Source organism: Cellulomonas sp. P4_H4, assembly GCF_056400865.1.
Map to the genome: position 1 here is coordinate 1242590 of NZ_JBFUKL010000001.1, position 17853 is coordinate 1260442.

Annotated in this window: 17 protein-coding genes; 16 read left to right on the top strand and 1 reads right to left on the bottom strand. The window is 72.8% G+C overall.

Annotated elements, in window-relative coordinates:
• Window positions 1-24: 24 nt before the first annotated feature.
• From AC1DPN_RS05900 to AC1DPN_RS05935, 8 genes are all read left to right on the top strand, one after another.
• Entirely contained in the window at window positions 25-819 is a 795-nt protein-coding gene (locus tag AC1DPN_RS05900; RefSeq protein ID WP_477083759.1) for an SDR family NAD(P)-dependent oxidoreductase, read from the top strand.
• Entirely contained in the window at window positions 816-1805 is a 990-nt protein-coding gene (locus tag AC1DPN_RS05905) for a GlcG/HbpS family heme-binding protein (protein ID WP_477083760.1), read from the top strand. The genes AC1DPN_RS05900 and AC1DPN_RS05905 overlap by 4 nt, the downstream gene beginning before the upstream one ends.
• On the top strand, window positions 1802-2719 hold the full coding sequence (locus tag AC1DPN_RS05910; protein WP_477083761.1) for a ketopantoate reductase family protein: 918 nt from the start codon (window positions 1802-1804) through the stop codon (window positions 2717-2719). Before AC1DPN_RS05905 ends, AC1DPN_RS05910 begins: the two co-directional genes overlap by 4 nt.
• A complete protein-coding gene (locus tag AC1DPN_RS05915) occupies window positions 2716-3633 on the top strand; it encodes an NAD(P)H-dependent oxidoreductase (protein ID WP_477083762.1) in 918 nt (305 codons plus the stop codon). The genes AC1DPN_RS05910 and AC1DPN_RS05915 overlap by 4 nt, the downstream gene beginning before the upstream one ends.
• A 135-nt stretch (window positions 3634-3768) precedes the next feature.
• Complete coding sequence (locus AC1DPN_RS05920) at window positions 3769-4773, top strand: sugar ABC transporter substrate-binding protein (RefSeq protein ID WP_477083763.1); 1005 nt, start codon at window positions 3769-3771, stop codon at window positions 4771-4773.
• 28 nt (window positions 4774-4801) lie between these two features.
• Entirely contained in the window at window positions 4802-5899 is a 1098-nt protein-coding gene (locus AC1DPN_RS05925; protein WP_477083764.1) for an ABC transporter permease, read from the top strand.
• 5 nt (window positions 5900-5904) lie between these two features.
• Entirely contained in the window at window positions 5905-6675 is a 771-nt protein-coding gene (locus AC1DPN_RS05930) for an ATP-binding cassette domain-containing protein (protein WP_477083765.1), read from the top strand.
• A gap of 1 nt (window position 6676) precedes the next feature.
• Window positions 6677-9277, top strand: a complete 2601-nt coding sequence (locus AC1DPN_RS05935; protein WP_477083766.1) for a family 78 glycoside hydrolase catalytic domain — start codon at window positions 6677-6679, stop codon at window positions 9275-9277.
• Here the strand turns inward: AC1DPN_RS05935 and AC1DPN_RS05940 are convergent.
• Window positions 9252-9881 (bottom strand): MBL fold metallo-hydrolase, encoded by a 630-nt coding sequence (locus AC1DPN_RS05940; RefSeq protein WP_477083767.1) that lies wholly within the window; start codon window positions 9879-9881, stop codon window positions 9252-9254. The genes AC1DPN_RS05935 and AC1DPN_RS05940 overlap by 26 nt on opposite strands.
• Window positions 9882-9929: 48 nt before the next feature.
• On the opposite strand from AC1DPN_RS05940, the gene AC1DPN_RS05945 reads away from it, so the two are divergent.
• From AC1DPN_RS05945 to AC1DPN_RS05980, 8 genes are all read left to right on the top strand, one after another.
• Window positions 9930-10469, top strand: a complete 540-nt coding sequence (locus AC1DPN_RS05945) for a VOC family protein (RefSeq protein ID WP_477083768.1) — start codon at window positions 9930-9932, stop codon at window positions 10467-10469.
• A gap of 95 nt (window positions 10470-10564) precedes the next feature.
• Complete coding sequence (locus AC1DPN_RS05950) at window positions 10565-11806, top strand: FAD-dependent oxidoreductase (protein ID WP_477083769.1); 1242 nt, start codon at window positions 10565-10567, stop codon at window positions 11804-11806.
• Window positions 11803-12573, top strand: a complete 771-nt coding sequence (locus tag AC1DPN_RS05955) for an SDR family NAD(P)-dependent oxidoreductase (RefSeq protein ID WP_477083770.1) — start codon at window positions 11803-11805, stop codon at window positions 12571-12573. The genes AC1DPN_RS05950 and AC1DPN_RS05955 overlap by 4 nt, the downstream gene beginning before the upstream one ends.
• Window positions 12570-13943, top strand: a complete 1374-nt coding sequence (locus AC1DPN_RS05960; RefSeq protein ID WP_477083771.1) for an FAD-binding oxidoreductase — start codon at window positions 12570-12572, stop codon at window positions 13941-13943. Before AC1DPN_RS05955 ends, AC1DPN_RS05960 begins: the two co-directional genes overlap by 4 nt.
• On the top strand, window positions 13936-14358 hold the full coding sequence (locus AC1DPN_RS05965) for a VOC family protein (protein WP_477083772.1): 423 nt from the start codon (window positions 13936-13938) through the stop codon (window positions 14356-14358). Before AC1DPN_RS05960 ends, AC1DPN_RS05965 begins: the two co-directional genes overlap by 8 nt.
• Window positions 14355-15578 carry a multidrug effflux MFS transporter gene (locus tag AC1DPN_RS05970; protein WP_477083773.1) on the top strand — a complete coding sequence of 408 codons (1224 nt, stop codon included), beginning with the start codon at window positions 14355-14357 and terminating at the stop codon, window positions 15576-15578. Before AC1DPN_RS05965 ends, AC1DPN_RS05970 begins: the two co-directional genes overlap by 4 nt.
• Window positions 15575-16819 (top strand): glycoside hydrolase family 1 protein, encoded by a 1245-nt coding sequence (locus tag AC1DPN_RS05975; protein WP_477083774.1) that lies wholly within the window; start codon window positions 15575-15577, stop codon window positions 16817-16819. Before AC1DPN_RS05970 ends, AC1DPN_RS05975 begins: the two co-directional genes overlap by 4 nt.
• Window positions 16816-17757 carry an alpha/beta hydrolase fold domain-containing protein gene (locus tag AC1DPN_RS05980; protein ID WP_477083775.1) on the top strand — a complete coding sequence of 314 codons (942 nt, stop codon included), beginning with the start codon at window positions 16816-16818 and terminating at the stop codon, window positions 17755-17757. Before AC1DPN_RS05975 ends, AC1DPN_RS05980 begins: the two co-directional genes overlap by 4 nt.
• Window positions 17758-17853: the final 96 nt, after the last annotated feature.

Here is a 17853-nt window from a genome sequence, read left to right on the forward strand (position 1 = left end):
CCCGAACGCAAAGGACACATCGCCGTGCCTCTCGCTCCACTCCCCATCCCGCGGCGCTTCGAGGGCCGCACCGTCGTCGTCACGGGTGCCGGCACCGGCTTCGGTGCCGAGATCGCGGTCCGCGCCGCGCAGGAGGGCGCGCGCGCAGTCGGCATCCACTACCGCAGCTCGGCGGCCGGAGCGGAGGCGACCGCGGAGCGCGTGCGCGCCGAGGGCGCCGAGGCCGTGCTGCTGCAGGCCGACATCGTCGAGTGGGCACAGGTCGCGGCCATGGCCGACGCTGCGTTCGAGGCCCTCGGCCAGGTCGACGTGCTGATCAACAACGTGGGCGACGTCGCGCGCGAGCAGATGTCGTGGCGGGACATCACCGAGGAGTCGATCGACCACGTCCTCATGGTCGACATCAAGGGCACCATGGCGTGCATCCACGAGTTCGGGCAGCGGATGCTCGACCAGGGGCACGGCAGCATCGTCAACATCGGGTCGACGGTGATCGTGCGCGGAAGCGCGCGGGCGCCGCAGTACGCGGCCGCCAAGTACGGGCTGCTCGGCGCCACCAAGTCCTACGCGCACGCGTTCGCCCCCACCGTCCGCGTGAACATCTTCGCGCCCGGCTTCATGGAGACCGAGGCCACGCTGGGCCGCAAGGACTGGCAGTCGGGCCGCGGCGACCAGCTGCGGTCGATGACTCCCATGGGCCACATCCCCGGCCCCGCGGAGCTTGCCGGGACCGCGCTGTTCCTCGCGACCGACGACGCCGCCCACATCACGGGGACCTACATGGTCGCGGACGGCGGCTACAACATGGTCGGCGCGTGAGCACGACCGAGCCCCCGCGGCACCCGCGCGACCTGCCGCTGGCCGAGGCCCGCGCGCTCGTGCAGCGTGCGGTCGACAAGGCCGAGCAGCTCGGTCTGCGCGGCGGCATCGCCGTCGTGGGTGCGAGCGGTGGGCTGGTCACGGCGTCACGGCTCGACCACGGTGGGCCGGGCGGCATGGCGCGGGCACGGTCGAAGGCGTGGATCTCGGCGACGCAGCAGATCCCGAGCGCCGAGCACCTGCACCGGATGACCGTCCTGCCCGTGCCGATCTCGACCGGGTTCGTCGCCGCGTCGCCCGAGGCGGTGTTCCCCGGCGCCGGCGGCATGCCGGTGCTCCGTGACGGCGTCGTCGTCGGGGGCGTCGCGGCGTCGGGTGCGACCGTGAGCCCGTTCCTCCCGTCGGGTGTCGCGCCCGAGGTGGTCAGCGCCGAGGGCGAGCCCGCCAACCCCGAGGACCTGCTCATCGCGTACGCGCTCGGCGGCGGCTACGTCGGCCAGCATGGCGACGACCGCGCACGGTGGGAGGCGCGGTTCGGCGACCTCGTCGTCGATCCTGAGGCGAGCCTCGGGATGAAGCCCGCGCCGCGCGCGAGCACGCAGGACGAGCTCACCTGGGCCGTCGCGTTGTGCGACGCGGTCATGGACCGTGCGCGTGCCCTGGGCGTCCGGGTCTCCGTCGCCGTCGTGGACCGCGGTGGGGACCCCGTGCAGCAGGACCGGATGGACGACGGCGTGGCCGGCGGCGTCGACGTCGCGCTGGCCACCGCGTCGGCCGCCGCCCGCTTCGGCATGGCCAGCGCGGAGCTCTCGGGGGCCTTCGGTGCGGGAGCCGCCGGTCTCGGTGCCCTGTCGCCGTCGCCGTTCCTGGCCGCGCCCGGGGGAGTGCCTCTCGTCGTGTCCGGCCGCGTGGTCGGGGGGCTCGGCGTCGGCGGCGCGGACCCGCAGGTCTGCGCCGTGATCGCGGGCGAGGTGGCGGCCTCATGACGGTGCGCGTCGCGGTCCTCGGCTGCGGTGCCATCGGCAGCCTGTACGCCGCCCACCTGGCGCGCGTGCCGGACGTCGAGGTGTGGGCCGTCGACCCGTGGGTCGAGCACGTCGCCGCAATCGAGCGCGACGGGCTGCGCGTTACCGGGAACGCCGACTTCGTCGCCCCGGTGCGGGCCGTCACGGACGCCGCCCTGCTCCCGACCTGCGAGTTCGGCGTCGTCGCGACGAAGTCGCTGCACACCCGCGCTGCCGTCGAGGCCGCCCGACCCGCGCTCGCGGACGCGGCCGTGGTCAGCGTGCAGAACGGCATCGGGAACGAGGAGGTCCTCGCGGAGGTGCTGCCGAGGGTCGTGCGCGGCAGCATCATCACGGCCGGCGCCGTCACGTCGCCGGGGACCGTCCGCTACGACGCCCCGGGCGACTCCTGGTTCGGCCCGTTCGAGCCCAGCCCGGCGCGGGCCGACGAGATCGCACAGCTCGCGGCGCTGCTGACGCAGGGCGGGCTGCGCACCCACGCGATGGCGGACGCACGGGGCCCGCAGTGGACCAAGGTCGTGTTCAACGCCGCGACCAGCCCGCTCGCGGCCCTCACCGGGCTCACGGTCGGACAGGTGTGCACCGACGCGGGGCTGCGCGCGCAGGTCGACGCGCTGATCGCCGAGGCGCTCGACGTCTGCGCGGCGGCCGGGATCGTGCTGCTGCGCGAGCCGGGAGAGTCGGTCCAGGAGGCGATCGAGGAGGCCTTCTGGCACAAGCCGTCGATGCTCCAGGACGTGCTCGCGCGTCGGGCCACCGAGGTCGACGTGCTCAACGGCGGCATCGCGCTCGAGGGTGCCCGCGTGGGAGTCCCGACACCCCTGCACGACGCGATGGTCGCGCTGGTCCACGGCCTCGAGAGCTCGTGGTCATGAGGGACGTCAGGACCGACGTCAGGACCGACGTCAGGACCGGGCGGGTGCTGGGTCTGGGGTGCGGCGTCCCGGGTGGGAGCGCCGAGATCCTGCTGATCGAGGCGCTGCGTGCGGCGTCGGCGGCGGGCGCGTCCGTCGAGCTCGTGCGGCTCGAGGAGCTGCAGCTGCCGCAGGACGCCGACTGGTTCTGGGAGCGGCTGGTCGAGTGCGACGCCTGGATCGTCAGCGCGCCGATCATCAGCCGCACGGTGCCGGGCCGCCTGAAGGTCCTCGCCGACCTGCTGCTCGGTCCGAACGCCGACGCGGCCATCATCGAGGGTCTGCTCGAGGCGCGTCGCGCCGGTGCCGAGCCCGCGGTGCCGTTCCGCGTCGACGAACGCGTCCTCAGGCCGCGTGTCGGGGGACTGATCGCGTGCGGTGGTTCGCTGACGTCGCAGTGGAAGTCCCTTGCCCTGCCGGTCATGCACACGCTCGCGTTCTCGATGCACATCAAGGTCGTCGACCAGATGGTCGTCGAGGGCGCCGGGACGCCGCGGTCCGTCGTGCTCGACGACGAGGCGGTGGCGCGTGCGGCGACGCTCGGCGAGCACGTGGCGAGCCAGCTCGGCCAGGCGTGGCAGGACGCGCAGTACCTGGGGACACCGGGCGCGTGCCCGATGTGCCAGCTCGACGTGGTCGTCCTGTCGGGACGCGACGTCGAGTGCGCCACGTGCGGTGCGAGGGGGCACCTCACCGGCGACGCAGGCGTGGAGTGGACCGACCTCACCACGTCGGTCATCTCCATGGACGAGAAGCGCGCGCACTACGTGGAGATCGTCGAGACCGCCGAGAGGCACGCGGCGGTGCGCGACGCGATCGACGAGCGTGCGCGCGGCTACGCCTCGTTCGGGCCGATCGTTCGCCCGCACGGCTGACGTCCGATCACAGGTTCGTAACACCGCGTTGAAACGTAGACAACGGCGTGCCGCAGGCATACCGTAGAGCCATTGGAAAGTCGCTTTCACGATGTGAAAGTGAAGCGGCGGCCCCGAGAGATCAAAGGAGATCCCGTGAGCACGTTCCGTGGGCACCACAAGCGCACCCTGTCCGGACTCGCCGTGGGTGTGACGGCGCTCCTCCTCGCGGCGTGCAGCGGCACGTCGGACACGCCGGAGGCATCCGAGCCGGCCGGCGACAGCTCGTCGGCCGCGTCGACACTGCCGCAGACGCTCGTCTTCTCGCCGATCGGGCTGCAGGTCCCCGCGATGAAGGGGCTGTCCGAGGGCGTCCAGGGCTACGGCGGGTCGCAGGGCTGGGAGGTCATCGTCCAGGACCCGAGCCTCGACCCGACCAAGCAGGTCCAGCAGGTCACCGAGGTGCTCGACTCCGGACGTGCCGGCGCGGCATGGATCATCGCGATCGCGCCCCCGTCGATGAGCGACGTCCTGCGCAAGGCCCAGGAGAAGGGCATCCCGGTGCTCATCAACGGCGTCCCGGCCGACTACGGGTTCGACGGCCCGCAGGCCGGCATCTCGTTCGACACCATCGACTACGCCGCAGGCGGTACCGCGCTGGGCGAGCAGCTCGGCACGTGCATCAACGAGAAGATGGACGGCACCGCGAACGTCATCTACGGCGAGTCGGCCGCGGGCACCGCGGGCAAGCAGGAGTCCGACGACTCGTTCGTCGCGGCCCTGAAGAAGACCGCGCCCAACGCGAAGATCGTGCAGAACTGGACGATCTCCGACCGCGCGGCCTCGCAGACCGACGTCGGCAACATCCTCCAGGGCAACCCGGACGTCAACGCCGTCGCCGCGGCCAACGACGAGGGTGCGCTGGGTGCGATCGGCGCGTTCAAGGCAGCCGGCAAGGACCTGCCGTGCATCGCCGAGTTCGGCGGCAACGAAGAGGTCCTCGCCCTGGTCAAGGACGGCACCATCTTCGCGTCCGTCGCACTGCAGTTCGGTGACGACATGACCCAGTCGTTCGACACGCTGGTCGAGATGCAGGCCGACCCGACGGCCGTGGGCCCCCTGCTCACGGTCCCGCAGAAGGTCATCACGGCCGACAGCTGACCGGACCGTCGAGGAGAGAAGCGTGACGATGAGCCTGCCTGCAGAGGCACACGGTCAGGTGGCCCCCGAGACCTCGGGGGCCACCGGGCCCGTCGAACCCACCCCACCGTTGGCCGGTCCGGCGCCGGCGCGCGACAGCGCCGGCGTCCGCGGCCTGATCTTCCTGCGCGACCGGGGCATCTTCGTGCTCTGGGGGCTGCTCCTCATCGCGTTCAGCCTCTGGTGCAGCCCTTACTTCGCGAGCCTCAACAACGCGATCCTCATCGCGAACGCGGCGGCGATCAGCGCGATCTTCGCGGCGGGCGTCGCGGTCGGGATCATCTGCGGCGCGCTGGACCTGTCGATCCCCGGCGTCGCCGCGCTGGCCAGCTGCCTCACGGGCTGGCTGATGATCAACGGGACGCCGGTCTGGCTCGCCCTCGTGGCCGGCCTGGCCGTCGGACCCCTGATCGGCCTGCTCAACGGGCTCATCTCGCTGCGCGGGTTCAACCCGATCATCGTCACGATCGCGATGCTGTCGTTGACGTCGGCCGCGGCCGCGATCATCGCCGGCGGCTACACGATCCCGGGCCTCAACGCGCTCGACTTCATGGGCACCCAGCGCTACCTGGGCGTTCCTGCGCCGGTCTGGATCGTCGCGGTGCTGTTCCTCGTCGGCACGGTCTTCCTGACGCGAACCCGGGACGGCATCCGGCTCATGGCCGTCGGCGGCAGCGCCGAGGCCGTGCGGCGGTCCGGCATCCACAGCAACCGGTACCGCGTGCTCGCCTTCATGATCAGCAGCGGCTGCGCCGCGCTCGGGGGGCTCGTCACCGCGGCCACGGTCACCGAGGCCAACCCCTCCGCGAGCCCGGGCATCATCTTCACCGCCCTGACCGCCGTGGCGCTGGCCGGTGTCTCGCTCGTCGGCGGCCGCGGCAGCCTGCCGCGCGTCCTGGTCGGCGCGCTGGTGCTGGCGACGATCTCCAACGGCCTGACCATCAAGGGCGTCCAGCCGTACTGGGCGACGGGCACCACCGGCCTCCTGCTGCTCGGCTCGCTCGCGCTGGAGCGGTGGATCTCGCTGTCCGTCTCGCGGCGGCTCATGGCGACCGCGCAGGCGTCGGTCCACACGGGAACGAGGTGATGACCATGGCTCCCGCACTCGAGCTCACGGGCGTCGACATGCACTACGGCTACGTGCGCGCGCTCAACTCGATCGACTTCCGGGTCGAGCAGGGCGAGGTCGTCGGGCTGCTCGGCGACAACGGCGCCGGAAAGTCGACGCTCCTCAAGATCATGTCCGGCGCGCACCGTCCGTCGGCAGGCGTCGTGCGGGTGCACGGCGCCGAGGTCGAGTTCCACGCACCGAGCGACGCGACGAAGGCCGGGATCCAGATGGTCTACCAGGACCTCGCCCTGGTGGAGCCGCTGGACATCGCGACCAACCTGAACATCGGCCGCGAGATCCTGCGCAAGGGACTCCTGGGAAAGATCGGCTTCGTCGACCACAGGGCGCAGCGCCGGCGGTCGGAGGGCGAGCTCGAGCGGCTCGGGGTGCGCACGGCGGCCATGACCCGGCCGGTCGAGATGCTCTCGGGCGGCCAGCGGCAGGTCGTCGCGCTCGCCCGGAGCGCCACCCGGGTCACTGGTGACCAGAACGGCATCCTGCTGCTCGACGAGCCGACGGCCGCCCTCGGCTACGAGCAGACGCAGGTGGTCGAGGCGCTCATCCGGCGGATGGCGAACCAGGGGATCGCGATCGTGCTGGTGACGCACAACCTCCCGCTGGCCACCGCGGTGTGCGACCGGATCGCGGTGCTCAACCGCGGGCAGAAGGTCGCGGACCTCCCCACGGCCGAGACCGACAACGACCAGCTCGTCGGGTGGATCACCGGGGCGCGAGCCTCGATGTTCGTCTGACGTGCTCGAGGCACCGCGGGCCGTCCGCATCGACCTCGTCGGTGGCGACGCGCTCGGGCACGGCGAACAGCCTGCGGTGTCGTGGTGGCTTCCCGACGGGGCGACCCACCAGCTCGCCTACCGGGTGAGCACCGACGACGGCTACGACTCGGGGTGGACGACCTCCGACCGCCAGTCGTTCGTCGAGGTGCCGGTCTTCGACCGCTCCCGGCGCACGTGCCGGGCGCGCGTGGCCGTCCGCACGGACCTGGGCGAGAGCGGCTGGAGCGACCCGGTCCTGCTGGAGAGCGGCCTGCTGGCCGACGGGGACTGGTCGGCGGCCTGGATCGGGGTGCACGAGCCCGAGCGCGCGCCGAAGGGTGAGCGGCCGGCCTACTGGTTGCGCACCGTGGTCGACATGGCGTCGGTGCACGAATCACGTCTGCACGTCACCGCCCTCGGGCTCTACGAGGTGTTCCTCAACGGCGAACGCGTGGGCGACATCGAGCTCGCCCCCGGGTACACGCAGTACGCGCGCCGGGTCCAGCGCCAGTCGTACGACGTCACAGGTCACCTGCGCCCCGGCCCGAACGACCTCGAGGTGCTGCTCGCCGACGGCTGGTACCGCGGCCAGGTCGGCGCACCGCGGGCCGCGGACCAGTACGGGACGGACACGGCGCTGCGCGTGCAGGTCGAGGCGCGCGCCGACGACGGCTGGACCACGCTCGCTGCGACGGGGGAGCACTGGCTCGCCGCGCCGTCGCACGTGCTCGCCGCCGACCTGATCGGCGGCCAGCGGGAGGACCGGCGGCTGGTCGGCCGCGCCGCCGGCAACCTCCCCGTGGTCGTCCGCGACGTCGACGTCGCGATCGTGGGGTCGGTCGCTCCTCCCGTGCGTCGTGTCGAGGAGCTCCGTCCCGTCTCGGTCAACCGCCTGCCTGACGGCTCCTCGCTCGTGGACCTCGGTCAGAACATCAACGGCTGGGTCCGGGTCGACGACCTCGGGCCGTCGGGGACCACGCTGGTGCTGCGGCACGGCGAGCACGTCGGTCCCGATGGCGACCTCACCACGAGCCACCTCGACGTCGACCTGCCGATGCTCCCGGCCCCGCTGCCCCTCGGGCAGGTCGACGTCGTGACGTCGGCGGGCCTGCCCGGCGACTCCTTCGAACCGCGGTTCACCACCCACGGATTTCGCTACGTGCGGATCGAGGGGCATCCTCGCGTCCTGCACCCGGATGACGTGACCGGCGTCGTGGTGCACTCCGACCTGCGCCGCACCGGCTGGTTCGCGTGCAGCGACGGGCGCCTGGAGCGACTGCACGACGCGGTCGTCGGCTCGCTGCGCGGCAACGTCTGCGACATCCCGACGGACTGCCCTCAGCGCGAGCGGGCCGGCTGGTCCGGCGACTGGCATGTCTTCGCGCCGACTGCCGCCGCCCTGTTCGACGTGCTCGGCTTCAGCCGGAAGTGGCTCCGGGACGTGGCGCTCGACCAGCGCGACGACGGGTGCGTGGCCAACATGTCGCCGTGCCCGCCCGCGGAGGGGTTCGACGGGCCGATCGCGTTCCTCAACGGCTCGGCCGGCTGGGGCGACGTGGTCGTCGCGACGCCCTGGGACCTCTACGAGGCGTACGGCGACGTGTCGCTGCTCCGGGAGTCGTGGCCGTCGGCCACCCGCTGGCTGGACTTCGCGATCCGCAGCGCCGCGGGGGGCCGGCACCCGGACCGCGCCGATCAGCCCGTCGCCCCCCACGAGGAGTTCCTCTGGGACACGGGGTTCCACTGGGGCGAGTGGCTCGAGCCGGGCGTCGAGGTCGGCGACTTCCGCGCGTTCGTCGGCGCCGACAAGTCCGAGGTGGCGACGGCGTACCTGCACCGCTCGGCGGCCACGCTCGTGCGGGTCGGCGAGCTGCTCGGCGAGGACGTGACCCGCTACCGCCGGGTCGCCGACGGCGCCCGCGCGGCGTGGCGGGCCGAGTGGGTGGAACCTGACGGGACCCTGCGCGTCCAGACGCAGGCGTCACACGTGCGCGCGCTCGCCTTCGACCTCGTTCCGGAGGACCTGCGCGGGGCGGTCGCCGAGCGGCTCGTCGAGCTCGTCGCCCAGGCTGACGGGCATCTGGCCACGGGCTTCCTCTCGACCGGGCTCCTGCTGCCCACGCTGGCCGAGGCGGGGCACGTGGGCACCGCGTACGAGCTGCTCCAGCAGGACACCGAACCGTCGTGGCTGACGATGATCGACCGCGGTGCGACGACGGTCTGGGAGCGGTGGGACGGTGTGGACGACGCGGGCGGGGCGCACGGGTCGCTCAACCACTACAGCAAGGGGGCAGTCGCATCGTTCCTGCACCGCCACGTCGCGGGACTGCGGCCGACCGCGCCGGGCTACCGGACGTTCCGCGTCGCGCCGCAGCCAGGCGGTGGCCTGACCTGGGCGATGTTCCGGCACGACAGCCCGTTCGGGCCGATCGAGGTCCGCTGGCGGATCGTCGACCACGCCTTCGAGCTCGACCTGCAGGTCCCGCCCGGCACGTCGGCCGAGGTGGTCCTGCCGGACGGCACGCGCACGGACGTCGGTCCGGGCGCGCACAGGGTCACAGGGTCGTGGCCTCGCCGGTGACGAGCCGACGCACGACGCCCTCGGGGCTGAATGCGCCGAGCATCCCGGCGTACTTCGCGGGGTCGGTCGTCTCGCCCTCGTGGATCGGCACCGCGACCCGCGGCCCGACGGCGCGCACGTACTCGACCGCCTCGGCGAGCTTGAGCCACGGGCCGTCGATCGCGACCGCGAGCACGTCGACCGCGCGTCCCGGGAGCACGAACGAGTCGCCGGGGTGCAGCAGCGCGCCGTCGTCGACCAGGTACGCCGCGTTGGTGCAGCCCGGGACGTCCGCGTACACGGCCGCGTGCAGGCCGCCGAGCACGTCGACCGTGCTGTCGCCGAGGCTCAGGCGGTCGCCGGGGGAGGCGACGACGATCGAGTCCGTGAGCCCGTCGACGGCGTCCCGGGTGTCGGCATCGACCACCAGCACCGCCCCGGGGTTCGCCTCCAGCAGCGCGCCCAGGCGAGCGACGTCGACGTGGTCAGGGTGCTGGTGCGTCACGAGGACGCCGTCGAGCCCCCGCACGTCCTCGAAGGTCGACATCGTCCCGGGGTCGATGAGCAGGCGGGCGCCGGCCGTCTCCACGAGCAGGCAGGCGTGGCCGAGGTGCGTGAGCTTCATGGACCCATGCTCTCACTCTCAGAACATCACTTCCACAGAATGAGGACCATGACACCTTCTCAGATACGCCCTGTCCACCACCTCGGGTACTGGGTCGACGACCTCGACGAGGGGATCGACCGTGCCGTCCGTGCGCTCGGCGTCGGGCCGTTCCTCGTCGACGAGCACGTGCGGTTCGACGAGTTCACGCTCGCCGACGGCACGCGGATCGAGGACCCCGCCTACCTCGACCACACCGCCGCGTTCGCCGCGTGGGGGCCGATGGTGATCGAGCTCGCCGTCGTGCACACGGTCGACCCGTGGCTGGCGCACGCGTACGGGCTCGGGAAGGGCGGCCTCGGGCACGTGAGCTGGGTGGCCGACGACCTCGCCGTCGAGTCGGCCCGGCTCGAGGCGCAGGGGTGCCGGCTCCTGCACACGGCGTCCTCCGGGGCTGTCGCCGTCGCGTGGCACGACGGGGGAGCGCTGTTCCCCCACCCCATCGAGGTGCACCGCGCCGGCGCGCCGATCCTCGGCATGCACGGTCGGCTCGCCGCGCTCGCAGCAGACTGGGACGGGCGCGACCGCCGACGGCCGATCCGGGGCTGACGAGCGCTGGATTCCTGTCCGTCCGCGATATACGCTATTCACGAAAGTCGCTTTCACAGGACGAAAGTTGGACATCCGCACAAAGGAGTGCTGCCGTGACCGATCCTCGACCGTTGCATGTCCTGATCGCCGGTGGAGGTCTCGCCGGCCTCGCCACCGCACAGGGGCTGCTGAAGTCCGGCCACACGGTCGAGGTGTTCGAGCGTGATGCCGATCTGGACCGTAAGCAGGGCTACTACCTGCACTTCAACGCGATCGGCGGCGAGGCGCTGCGCCGCTGCCTCCCGGACGACCTCTTCGCGCTCTACCAGCAGACCTCGCGCCAGTCCTACGACCGCCCCGAGTCGATCGTGCTCGACAACCAGCTCAACGAGCTGAGCTCGCAGCCGCACATGGGCCCGCCGAACGACGGCCCGGTGCCCCACACCGGCGTGCACCGTCGGACGCTGCGCCAGATCCTGTCCGGCCGACTCGGCGACTCGATGCGCACCGGTGCGCCCGTCGTCTCCTACGCCCAGGACTCCGACGGCGTCACCGTGACCCTCGCCGACGGGAGCGTCGCCCGCGGGGACGTGCTGATCGGCGCCGACGGCATCCGCTCCGCGGTCCGCCGCCAGCTCCTGCCCGAGGTCCCGGTCATCCCGACGGGCATCCGCGGCATCGGGGTCTACGGCCGGACGCTCCTCACACCCGAGCTCGACGCCGAGCTCCCCGACATCCTCGACCAGGGCGTCCTCATCGCCGTGGACCGCAAGGGCTCCCGCCTGCTCGTCGCGAACTTCCGGCCCAGGCAGCCCGCCGACGAGGCCGCCGCCGAGCTCGCCCCGGACATCACGCTCGACCCGGTGCCCGCCTACGCGATGATCAGCTGCAGCCTCGCCCCGGGAACCGAGGTCCCGCCGGCCGGCGAGTGGACCCAGCAGACGGCGCTCGACCTGCGCGACTCGATGCTCACCGCGATCGACGGCTGGCACCCCGCGGCCGTCGCGCTCGTCGCGGGCCTGGACCCGGCGTCGATGTTCGCGATCCCGTTCGGCTTCCTCGAGCCGGCGCAGAGCTGGGAGCCGTCGCGCGTGACGATCATCGGCGACGCGGCGCACGGCATGCTCCCGACGCTCGGCATGGGTGCCAACCTCGCGCTCAACGACGCCGCGGTCCTCGTCGACCAGCTGGACCGTGTCGCACGCGGCGAGGCGAGCCTGACCGAGGCGATCGGCGCCTACGAGGCGACGATGCGCGAGACGGCCTACCCGATCCTGCGCATGACCGTGGACCACGACAAGAACTTCGGCGGCGGGGCGCTCGCCGAGGCGACCGAGGATCGGCAGGCGGGATGACCGGGCGGCTCGCCGGCCGGGCCGTCCTCGTCACCGGAACGGGCGGCGGCATCGGCCGGGCCACGGCGCTGCTGTGCGCGCGGGAGGGTGCGCACGTGGTCGGTTGCGACCTGCACCCCGGTCCGTCGCAGGAGACGGTGGACCTCGTCCGGGCGGCGGGCGGACGGATGGACGCGGTCGCTCCGGTCGACCTGGCCACCGAGGAGGGCGCCGATGCGTGGGTCACGGAGGCGGTCGCGCTCGCCGGCGGCATCGACGTCCTGGTCAACAACGCGTCGGCGATCCGGTTCGGCGCGATCGACCAGCTCTCGTACGCCGACTGGTCGTTCACGATCCGCAACGAGCTCGACATCGTGTTCCTCGTGACGCGCGCCGCGTGGCCGCACCTGGTGGCGCGCGGAGGCGGGTCGATCGTCAACATCGGCTCGATCAGCGGGTCGCGTGGCGCGTGGTTCGAGCCGCAGAACGCGCACGGCGCCGCCAAGGGCGGGGTGCTCGCGCTCACGTCGCAGCTGGTGGTCGAGGGCGGCCCGCACGGGATCCGCGTGAACGCGGTCAGCCCGGCGATGACCGAGACCCCGCAGACCAGCCCGTTCCTGCACGGCCCGGACAGCCCCGCCGAGCAGATCCTGTCCCGGGTGCCGCTGCGCCGGTGGGGTCAGCCGGAGGACGTCGCGAACGCCGTGCTGTTCCTGGCCGGAGACGAGTCGTCGCACGTCTCGGGGGCGAACATCCCGGTCGACGGCGGCGCGGCGGTCGTCGGATGAAGGGCAGCCTCGTCCTGCGGGGCGACGCGGGCTACGAGGAAGCACGGGTCGGCCGGGTGTTCAATGCGCGTCGGCCTGACCGGTTTCCTGCTGCGGTCCTCGAGGCTGCCGACGAGGACGACGTCGTCGAGGGCGTGCGGCTCGCTGTCGAGCGGGGCTGGGGGATCAGCGTCCGCTCGGGCGGGCACTCGTGGGCGGCGTGGAGCGTGCGCGACGACGTGCTGCTGATCGACCTCGGCGCGCTCCGGTCGATCGACTACGACGAGTCGACCGGCGTCGTCGCGGCCGGCCCGGCGACCACGGGCGCGCTCGAGCTGGCTCCGTTCCTCACCGAGCGCGGCCGCGCGTTCCCCGTCGGCCACTGCGCGACCGTCGGCATCGGCGGCTTCCTGCTGCAGGGTGGCCAGGGCTGGAACGGTCGGGCGCGCGGCTGGGCGTGCGAGAGCATCGTCGCGGTCGACGTCGTCACCGCCGACGGCGAGCACGTGCGAGCCGACGCCGAGCAGAACAGCGACCTGTACTGGGCCGCGCGCGGCGCCGGTCCCGGATTCCCCGGCGTCGTCACGCGGTTCCACCTGCAGACCTACCCGCAGCCGCCCGTGATGTGGCAGGACACCTGGACGTTCCGGCTCGACGACGCCGAGGCGGTCGTGCACTGGCTGCACGGGGTGCTGCCCAGGCTGGACCGTCGCGTCGAACCGGTCATGGCAGCGACCCGGCTGCCCGACGTGCCCTTGTACGACGGCGTCGAGCACCCGGGCGGCACGCTCCTGCTGCTGCACTCCACGTGCATGGCCGACTCCGACGAGGAGGCGGTCGCGCTGCTCTCGGCCCTGGGCGACTGCCCGGTTCTCGGCCGCGAGCTCGGTCATGTCACCTGGCCCACGTCGGTGGCAGACGAGAGCATCGCGCAGACCGGCCAGAACCCGGAGGGCTACCGGTACGCGGTCGACTGCACCTGGACGAACGCGCCGGCCGACGTGCTGGCACCCCTGCTGCTGGACATCTGGCGCGAGCTCGACACCGACCACTCGTTCTCGATCTGGTACGGCTGGGCGCCGACCCGACCGCTGCCCGACATGGCGTTCTCGGTCGAGGGCGACGTCTACGTCGCGACGTACCTGATCTACCAGGACGCGGCTGACGACGACCACTACCGCGCGCGGGTGCACGACCGGACGGCGGCCATCGCTCGGGCGGGCGGGGTCGGTGTGTACCTCGGCGACACCGACTTCACGCGCCGCCAGGACCGGTTCCTCACGTCCGAGCACTACGACCGGCTCGAGGCGGTCCGGGCCGAGCGCGACCCGACGGGCCGGATCGCGTCGTACCTGACCGTCGACACCGCGGGGCTGAACGTCCATGGCTGAGCGTCTCGACCACGTCGGGCTCAACGTCGCCGACCTCGCCGCGGCGGCAGACTGGTACGTCGGCGCATTCGGCTACGTCCCCGAGCTCCGGACGCGAGTCGACGCGATCGACCTGGACATCGTCATGCTGGTCCACCCCGAGCACGGCGACCGCCTGGAGCTCCTGCACCGGGCTCGGTCGCGGCCCGGGCTGCGCGCCGCGAACCCTGCCGAGGCAGCCCTGACGCACGGGTTCGGGCACGTGGCGTTCGACGTGGACGGCCTGGAGTCGACGTTCGACCGCCTTCTGGCCCTCGGCGCCCGCGCCGTCATGGAGCCGCAGCAGTCGCCCGAGCCCGGTGTGCGCATGGCGTTCGTCGCCGACCCCGAGGGCAACCTCGTCGAGCTGCTCGACCGCTCGGGCGGGACCCTGTGACGTCGGCGGTCCCGGTCCCGCGGCACCTCGTCCCGCTGCTCGCCGCCTTCACGTCGCTCGTCGTGTTCACCACCGATGTCTACCTGCCGGTGCTGCCCCAGCTGGGCGCCGACCTCGGCACGTCCAGCGCTGCCGCCGCGGGCACCGTCTCGGCCGTGCTCGTCGGCATCGCGATCGGCCAGGTCGTCATCGGACCGTTGAGCGACGCGGTCGGGCGACGCGGACCGCTCCTGCTCGGCGGGCTGGGCTACGCGGTCGCCCACGTCCTGAGCGCGCTCGCGCCGTCGATCGGGGTCCTGCTCGGGCTGCGGGTGGTGGCCGGGTTCGCCACCGCGGCCTGCATCGTGGTCACGCGGGCTGTGGTCGCCGATGCCTACCCCGGCGCCGCTGCGGCCCGCGCGTTCGCCACCCTGAGCGCGGTGACCGCGATCGCCCCGGTCGTCGCTCCGGTCGCGGGCGGCCTGCTCGCGCACGTCATGAGCTGGCGCGGCATGTTCGTGGTGCTCGCCGTCGCGGCGACGCTGCTCACCCTCATCAGCTGGCGCGCCCTGCCCGAGACGCTGCCCGTGGAACGCCGGATCCCGCCGCACCTGCGCGCGGTGGTGGGCGGGCTGGGGTCGGTGCTGCGGATCCGTACGTTCCTCGCCTACCTCGCGGTCACCGCGGCGTTCGGCGGCATTCTGTTCGGCTACATCGGGGCGTCGTCGTTCGTCCTGCAGGACTCGTTCGGCCTGTCGCCGCAGCAGTACAGCCTCGTCTTCGCGCTCAACGCCGTCGGCATCTTCGTCGCGTCCAACCTGAGCAGGCACCTGGTGGGCAGGGTCGGCTCGCGTCGGCTGCTCACGACCGGGCACGTCACCTCGGGTGCCGGCGCCGTCGTCCTGGGGTTCGGGGTGGGCCTGCACAGCCTGCCGCTCGTGATGGCGGGCCTGTTCCTGGCCGTCGCGAGCCTCGGTCTGGTGATCCCCGCGGCCACCACCTTGGGCATGGCAGCCGCGGAGGACCGCTCGGGCGCCGCGTCCGGGGTGCTCGGCATCTGCCAGTTCACCGTCGGCGCGATCGCGTCGCCGCTCGCGGGTGCGGGCGGCTCGCCATGGTCGCTCGTCGTGGTCGTCGCCGTGAGCGCACTCGCCGGCCCCCTGCTCCTGCGGATCCTTCGCCGCCCCACACCCATCGACAGCACAGATCCCTACCCGTCCGACACGAGGAGGACCACATGACCACGCGCGAGTTCCCCGACGGCTTCACCTGGGGCGTGGCGACCGCCGGCCACCAGAACGAGGGCGACAACTCGACGAGCGACACCTGGTTCGCCGAGAACGTGACCCCGACGGTGTTCCGCGAGCCGTCCGGCCCGGGCTGCAAGGGCTACGAGCTGTGGCGTGGTGACCTCGACCTCGTGGCCGGGATGGGCCTGAACGCCTACCGGTTCTCGGTCGAGTGGGCGAGGGTCGAGCCCGTCGAGGGCGAGTTCTCCGACGACGCTCTGGCCCACTACGAGGCGATCGTCGACCGGTGCGTCGAGCTCGGCCTGGCTCCCGTCGTCACGTTCAACCACTTCACGTCGCCGCACTGGTTCGCCGCCCGCGGCGGCTGGCTCGACGCGGACGCGCCCCGGGTGTTCGCGCGCTACTGCGACCGCGTCATGGCGGCGTTCGGTGACCGCATCGCCTACGGGGTCACGATGAACGAGCCGAACCTCGCACGGCTCCTCACCTGGATCGGGCTGCCCGAGGTCATCCGCGAGCTCGAGCGCGCGACGCTCGTCGCGGCGAGCGAGGCCGCCGACGTGCCGCGGTACCGGCTGGGCAACGTCATGCTCCCCGAGGAGATGGACGCGATGGCCGACGGCATGGCGGCCGGACACCGCGCCGCGCGGGACGCGATCAAGGCGCGTCGGCCCGACCTGCCCGTGGGCATGAGCCTGGCGATCGTCGACGACCTCGTCGCCGGTGACGACGCCTCGGTGCGCGACCGCAAGCGGGCGGAGGTCTACGCGCGATGGCTCGAGCTCGCCCGCGAGGACGACTTCGTCGGGGTGCAGAACTACGAGCGGATCGTCTACGACGGCGACGGCCCCGCGCCGCTGCCCGAGGGAACGCCGGTGAACGACATGGGCTCCGCGGTCGAGCCGCTCTCCCTGGCCGGCGCGGTGCGCTACGCCTACGAGGTCGCGGGCATCCCGGTGCTGGTCACCGAGCACGGGATGTCGACGCAGGACGACACCTACCGCGCGGCCTTCATCGAGCCGTCCCTGGTGGGCCTGCTCGACGCGATCGACGACGGCGTCCCGGTCCTGGGCTACCTGCACTGGACGCTCATGGACAACTTCGAGTGGATCTTCGGGTACGGACAGCAGCTCGGCCTGCACTCGGTCGACCGCGAGACGTTCGTCCGCACCGCCAAGCCCAGCGCCGGCGTCTACGCGGCGATCGCTCGAGCGAACGGGGTGCAGTCATGACGCTCGTCGCGGTGCTCGCGGACCGTCTGTCGCTGCTCGACGGGCTCCCGGACCTCGGCGGCGGGGCGCCGTCGCCGCAGGACATGGCCCGGTTCGAGGCCTTCTTCGCGCCGATCGACGGGTACACGATCCCCGCGGCGCTGGTCGAGGCGCACGAGGCACCCGGCCCCCACGGACCGGTCCCCGTCCGCGTCTACCGACCCGCGGACCGCCCGGCGACGGACCGCGGGCTCGTCTGGATGCACGGCGGGGCATTCGTCGGGGGCCACCTCGACATGCCGGAGGCCGACGTCGTGGCGCGCGAGCTCGCGAGCCGTACGGGAGCGACGGTCGTCTCGGTGGACTACCGGCTGTGCCACGGCGGCATCCACTTCCCGGTGCCGCACGACGACGTGCACGCCGCCTTCACGTGGGCGGCCACGGCCGGCCTGGTGCCCGACGGGTCGCCGTGGGCGATCGGCGGCGCGAGCGCGGGGGCCAACCTGGCGCTCGGCGTGGCCGAGCGGCTGCGCGACGAGGGCGGGGTGGTCCCGCGCGCGGTGCTGCTGGCGTACCCCGTCGCGCACGACCCGGTCCCGACCGGCCCCGCGGAGCACGCCGAGCGGATGGCGAGCCTGCCCGCGGCCCTCCGGTTCACCGACGAGTCCACGCGGTTCCTGAACAGCAACTACCTCGGCCCGAACCCGTGCGACGTCCCCTACGCGTTCCCGGGCATGGGACGCCTGGACGGCCTGCCGACGACGCTCGTGTCGCTGTGCGAGTACGACGACCTGCGTCCGTCGGGGGAGCGGCTGCTGGCCGACCTCCGCGCGGCCGGCGTCGACGTGGTCGAGGACGACGTCGCGGGTGTGCCGCACGGGCACCTGAACATGCCGGGGCTGCCGGCCGCCACGGCCACGCTCGCGGTGATGAGCGACCTGCTGCAGCGCACGTCCTGACCTCCGGACCCCTCCGGCCGGACGCCCCGCTAGGCGTCCGGCCGGTGCGCGTGCCTCACGCGGTGAGCCGCGGTCCGACATCGAATGTAACGATTC

Bases quoted from the DNA above. Each gene is read 5' to 3' on its own strand.
- AC1DPN_RS05910 (WP_477083761.1), top strand. From the start codon at position 1,802: ATGACGGTGCGCGTCGCGGTCCTCGGCTGCGGTGCCATCGGCAGCCTG.
- AC1DPN_RS05915 (WP_477083762.1), top strand. From the start codon at position 2,716: ATGAGGGACGTCAGGACCGACGTCAGGACCGACGTCAGGACCGGGCGG.
- AC1DPN_RS05925 (WP_477083764.1), top strand. From the start codon at position 4,802: ATGAGCCTGCCTGCAGAGGCACACGGTCAGGTGGCCCCCGAGACCTCG.
- AC1DPN_RS05930 (WP_477083765.1), top strand. From the start codon at position 5,905: ATGGCTCCCGCACTCGAGCTCACGGGCGTCGACATGCACTACGGCTAC.
- AC1DPN_RS05940 (WP_477083767.1), bottom strand. From the start codon at position 9,881: ATGAAGCTCACGCACCTCGGCCACGCCTGCCTGCTCGTGGAGACGGCC.
- AC1DPN_RS05945 (WP_477083768.1), top strand. From the start codon at position 9,930: ATGACACCTTCTCAGATACGCCCTGTCCACCACCTCGGGTACTGGGTC.
- AC1DPN_RS05955 (WP_477083770.1), top strand. From the start codon at position 11,803: ATGACCGGGCGGCTCGCCGGCCGGGCCGTCCTCGTCACCGGAACGGGC.
- AC1DPN_RS05960 (WP_477083771.1), top strand. From the start codon at position 12,570: ATGAAGGGCAGCCTCGTCCTGCGGGGCGACGCGGGCTACGAGGAAGCA.
- AC1DPN_RS05965 (WP_477083772.1), top strand. From the start codon at position 13,936: ATGGCTGAGCGTCTCGACCACGTCGGGCTCAACGTCGCCGACCTCGCC.
- AC1DPN_RS05975 (WP_477083774.1), top strand. From the start codon at position 15,575: ATGACCACGCGCGAGTTCCCCGACGGCTTCACCTGGGGCGTGGCGACC.
- AC1DPN_RS05980 (WP_477083775.1), top strand. From the start codon at position 16,816: ATGACGCTCGTCGCGGTGCTCGCGGACCGTCTGTCGCTGCTCGACGGG.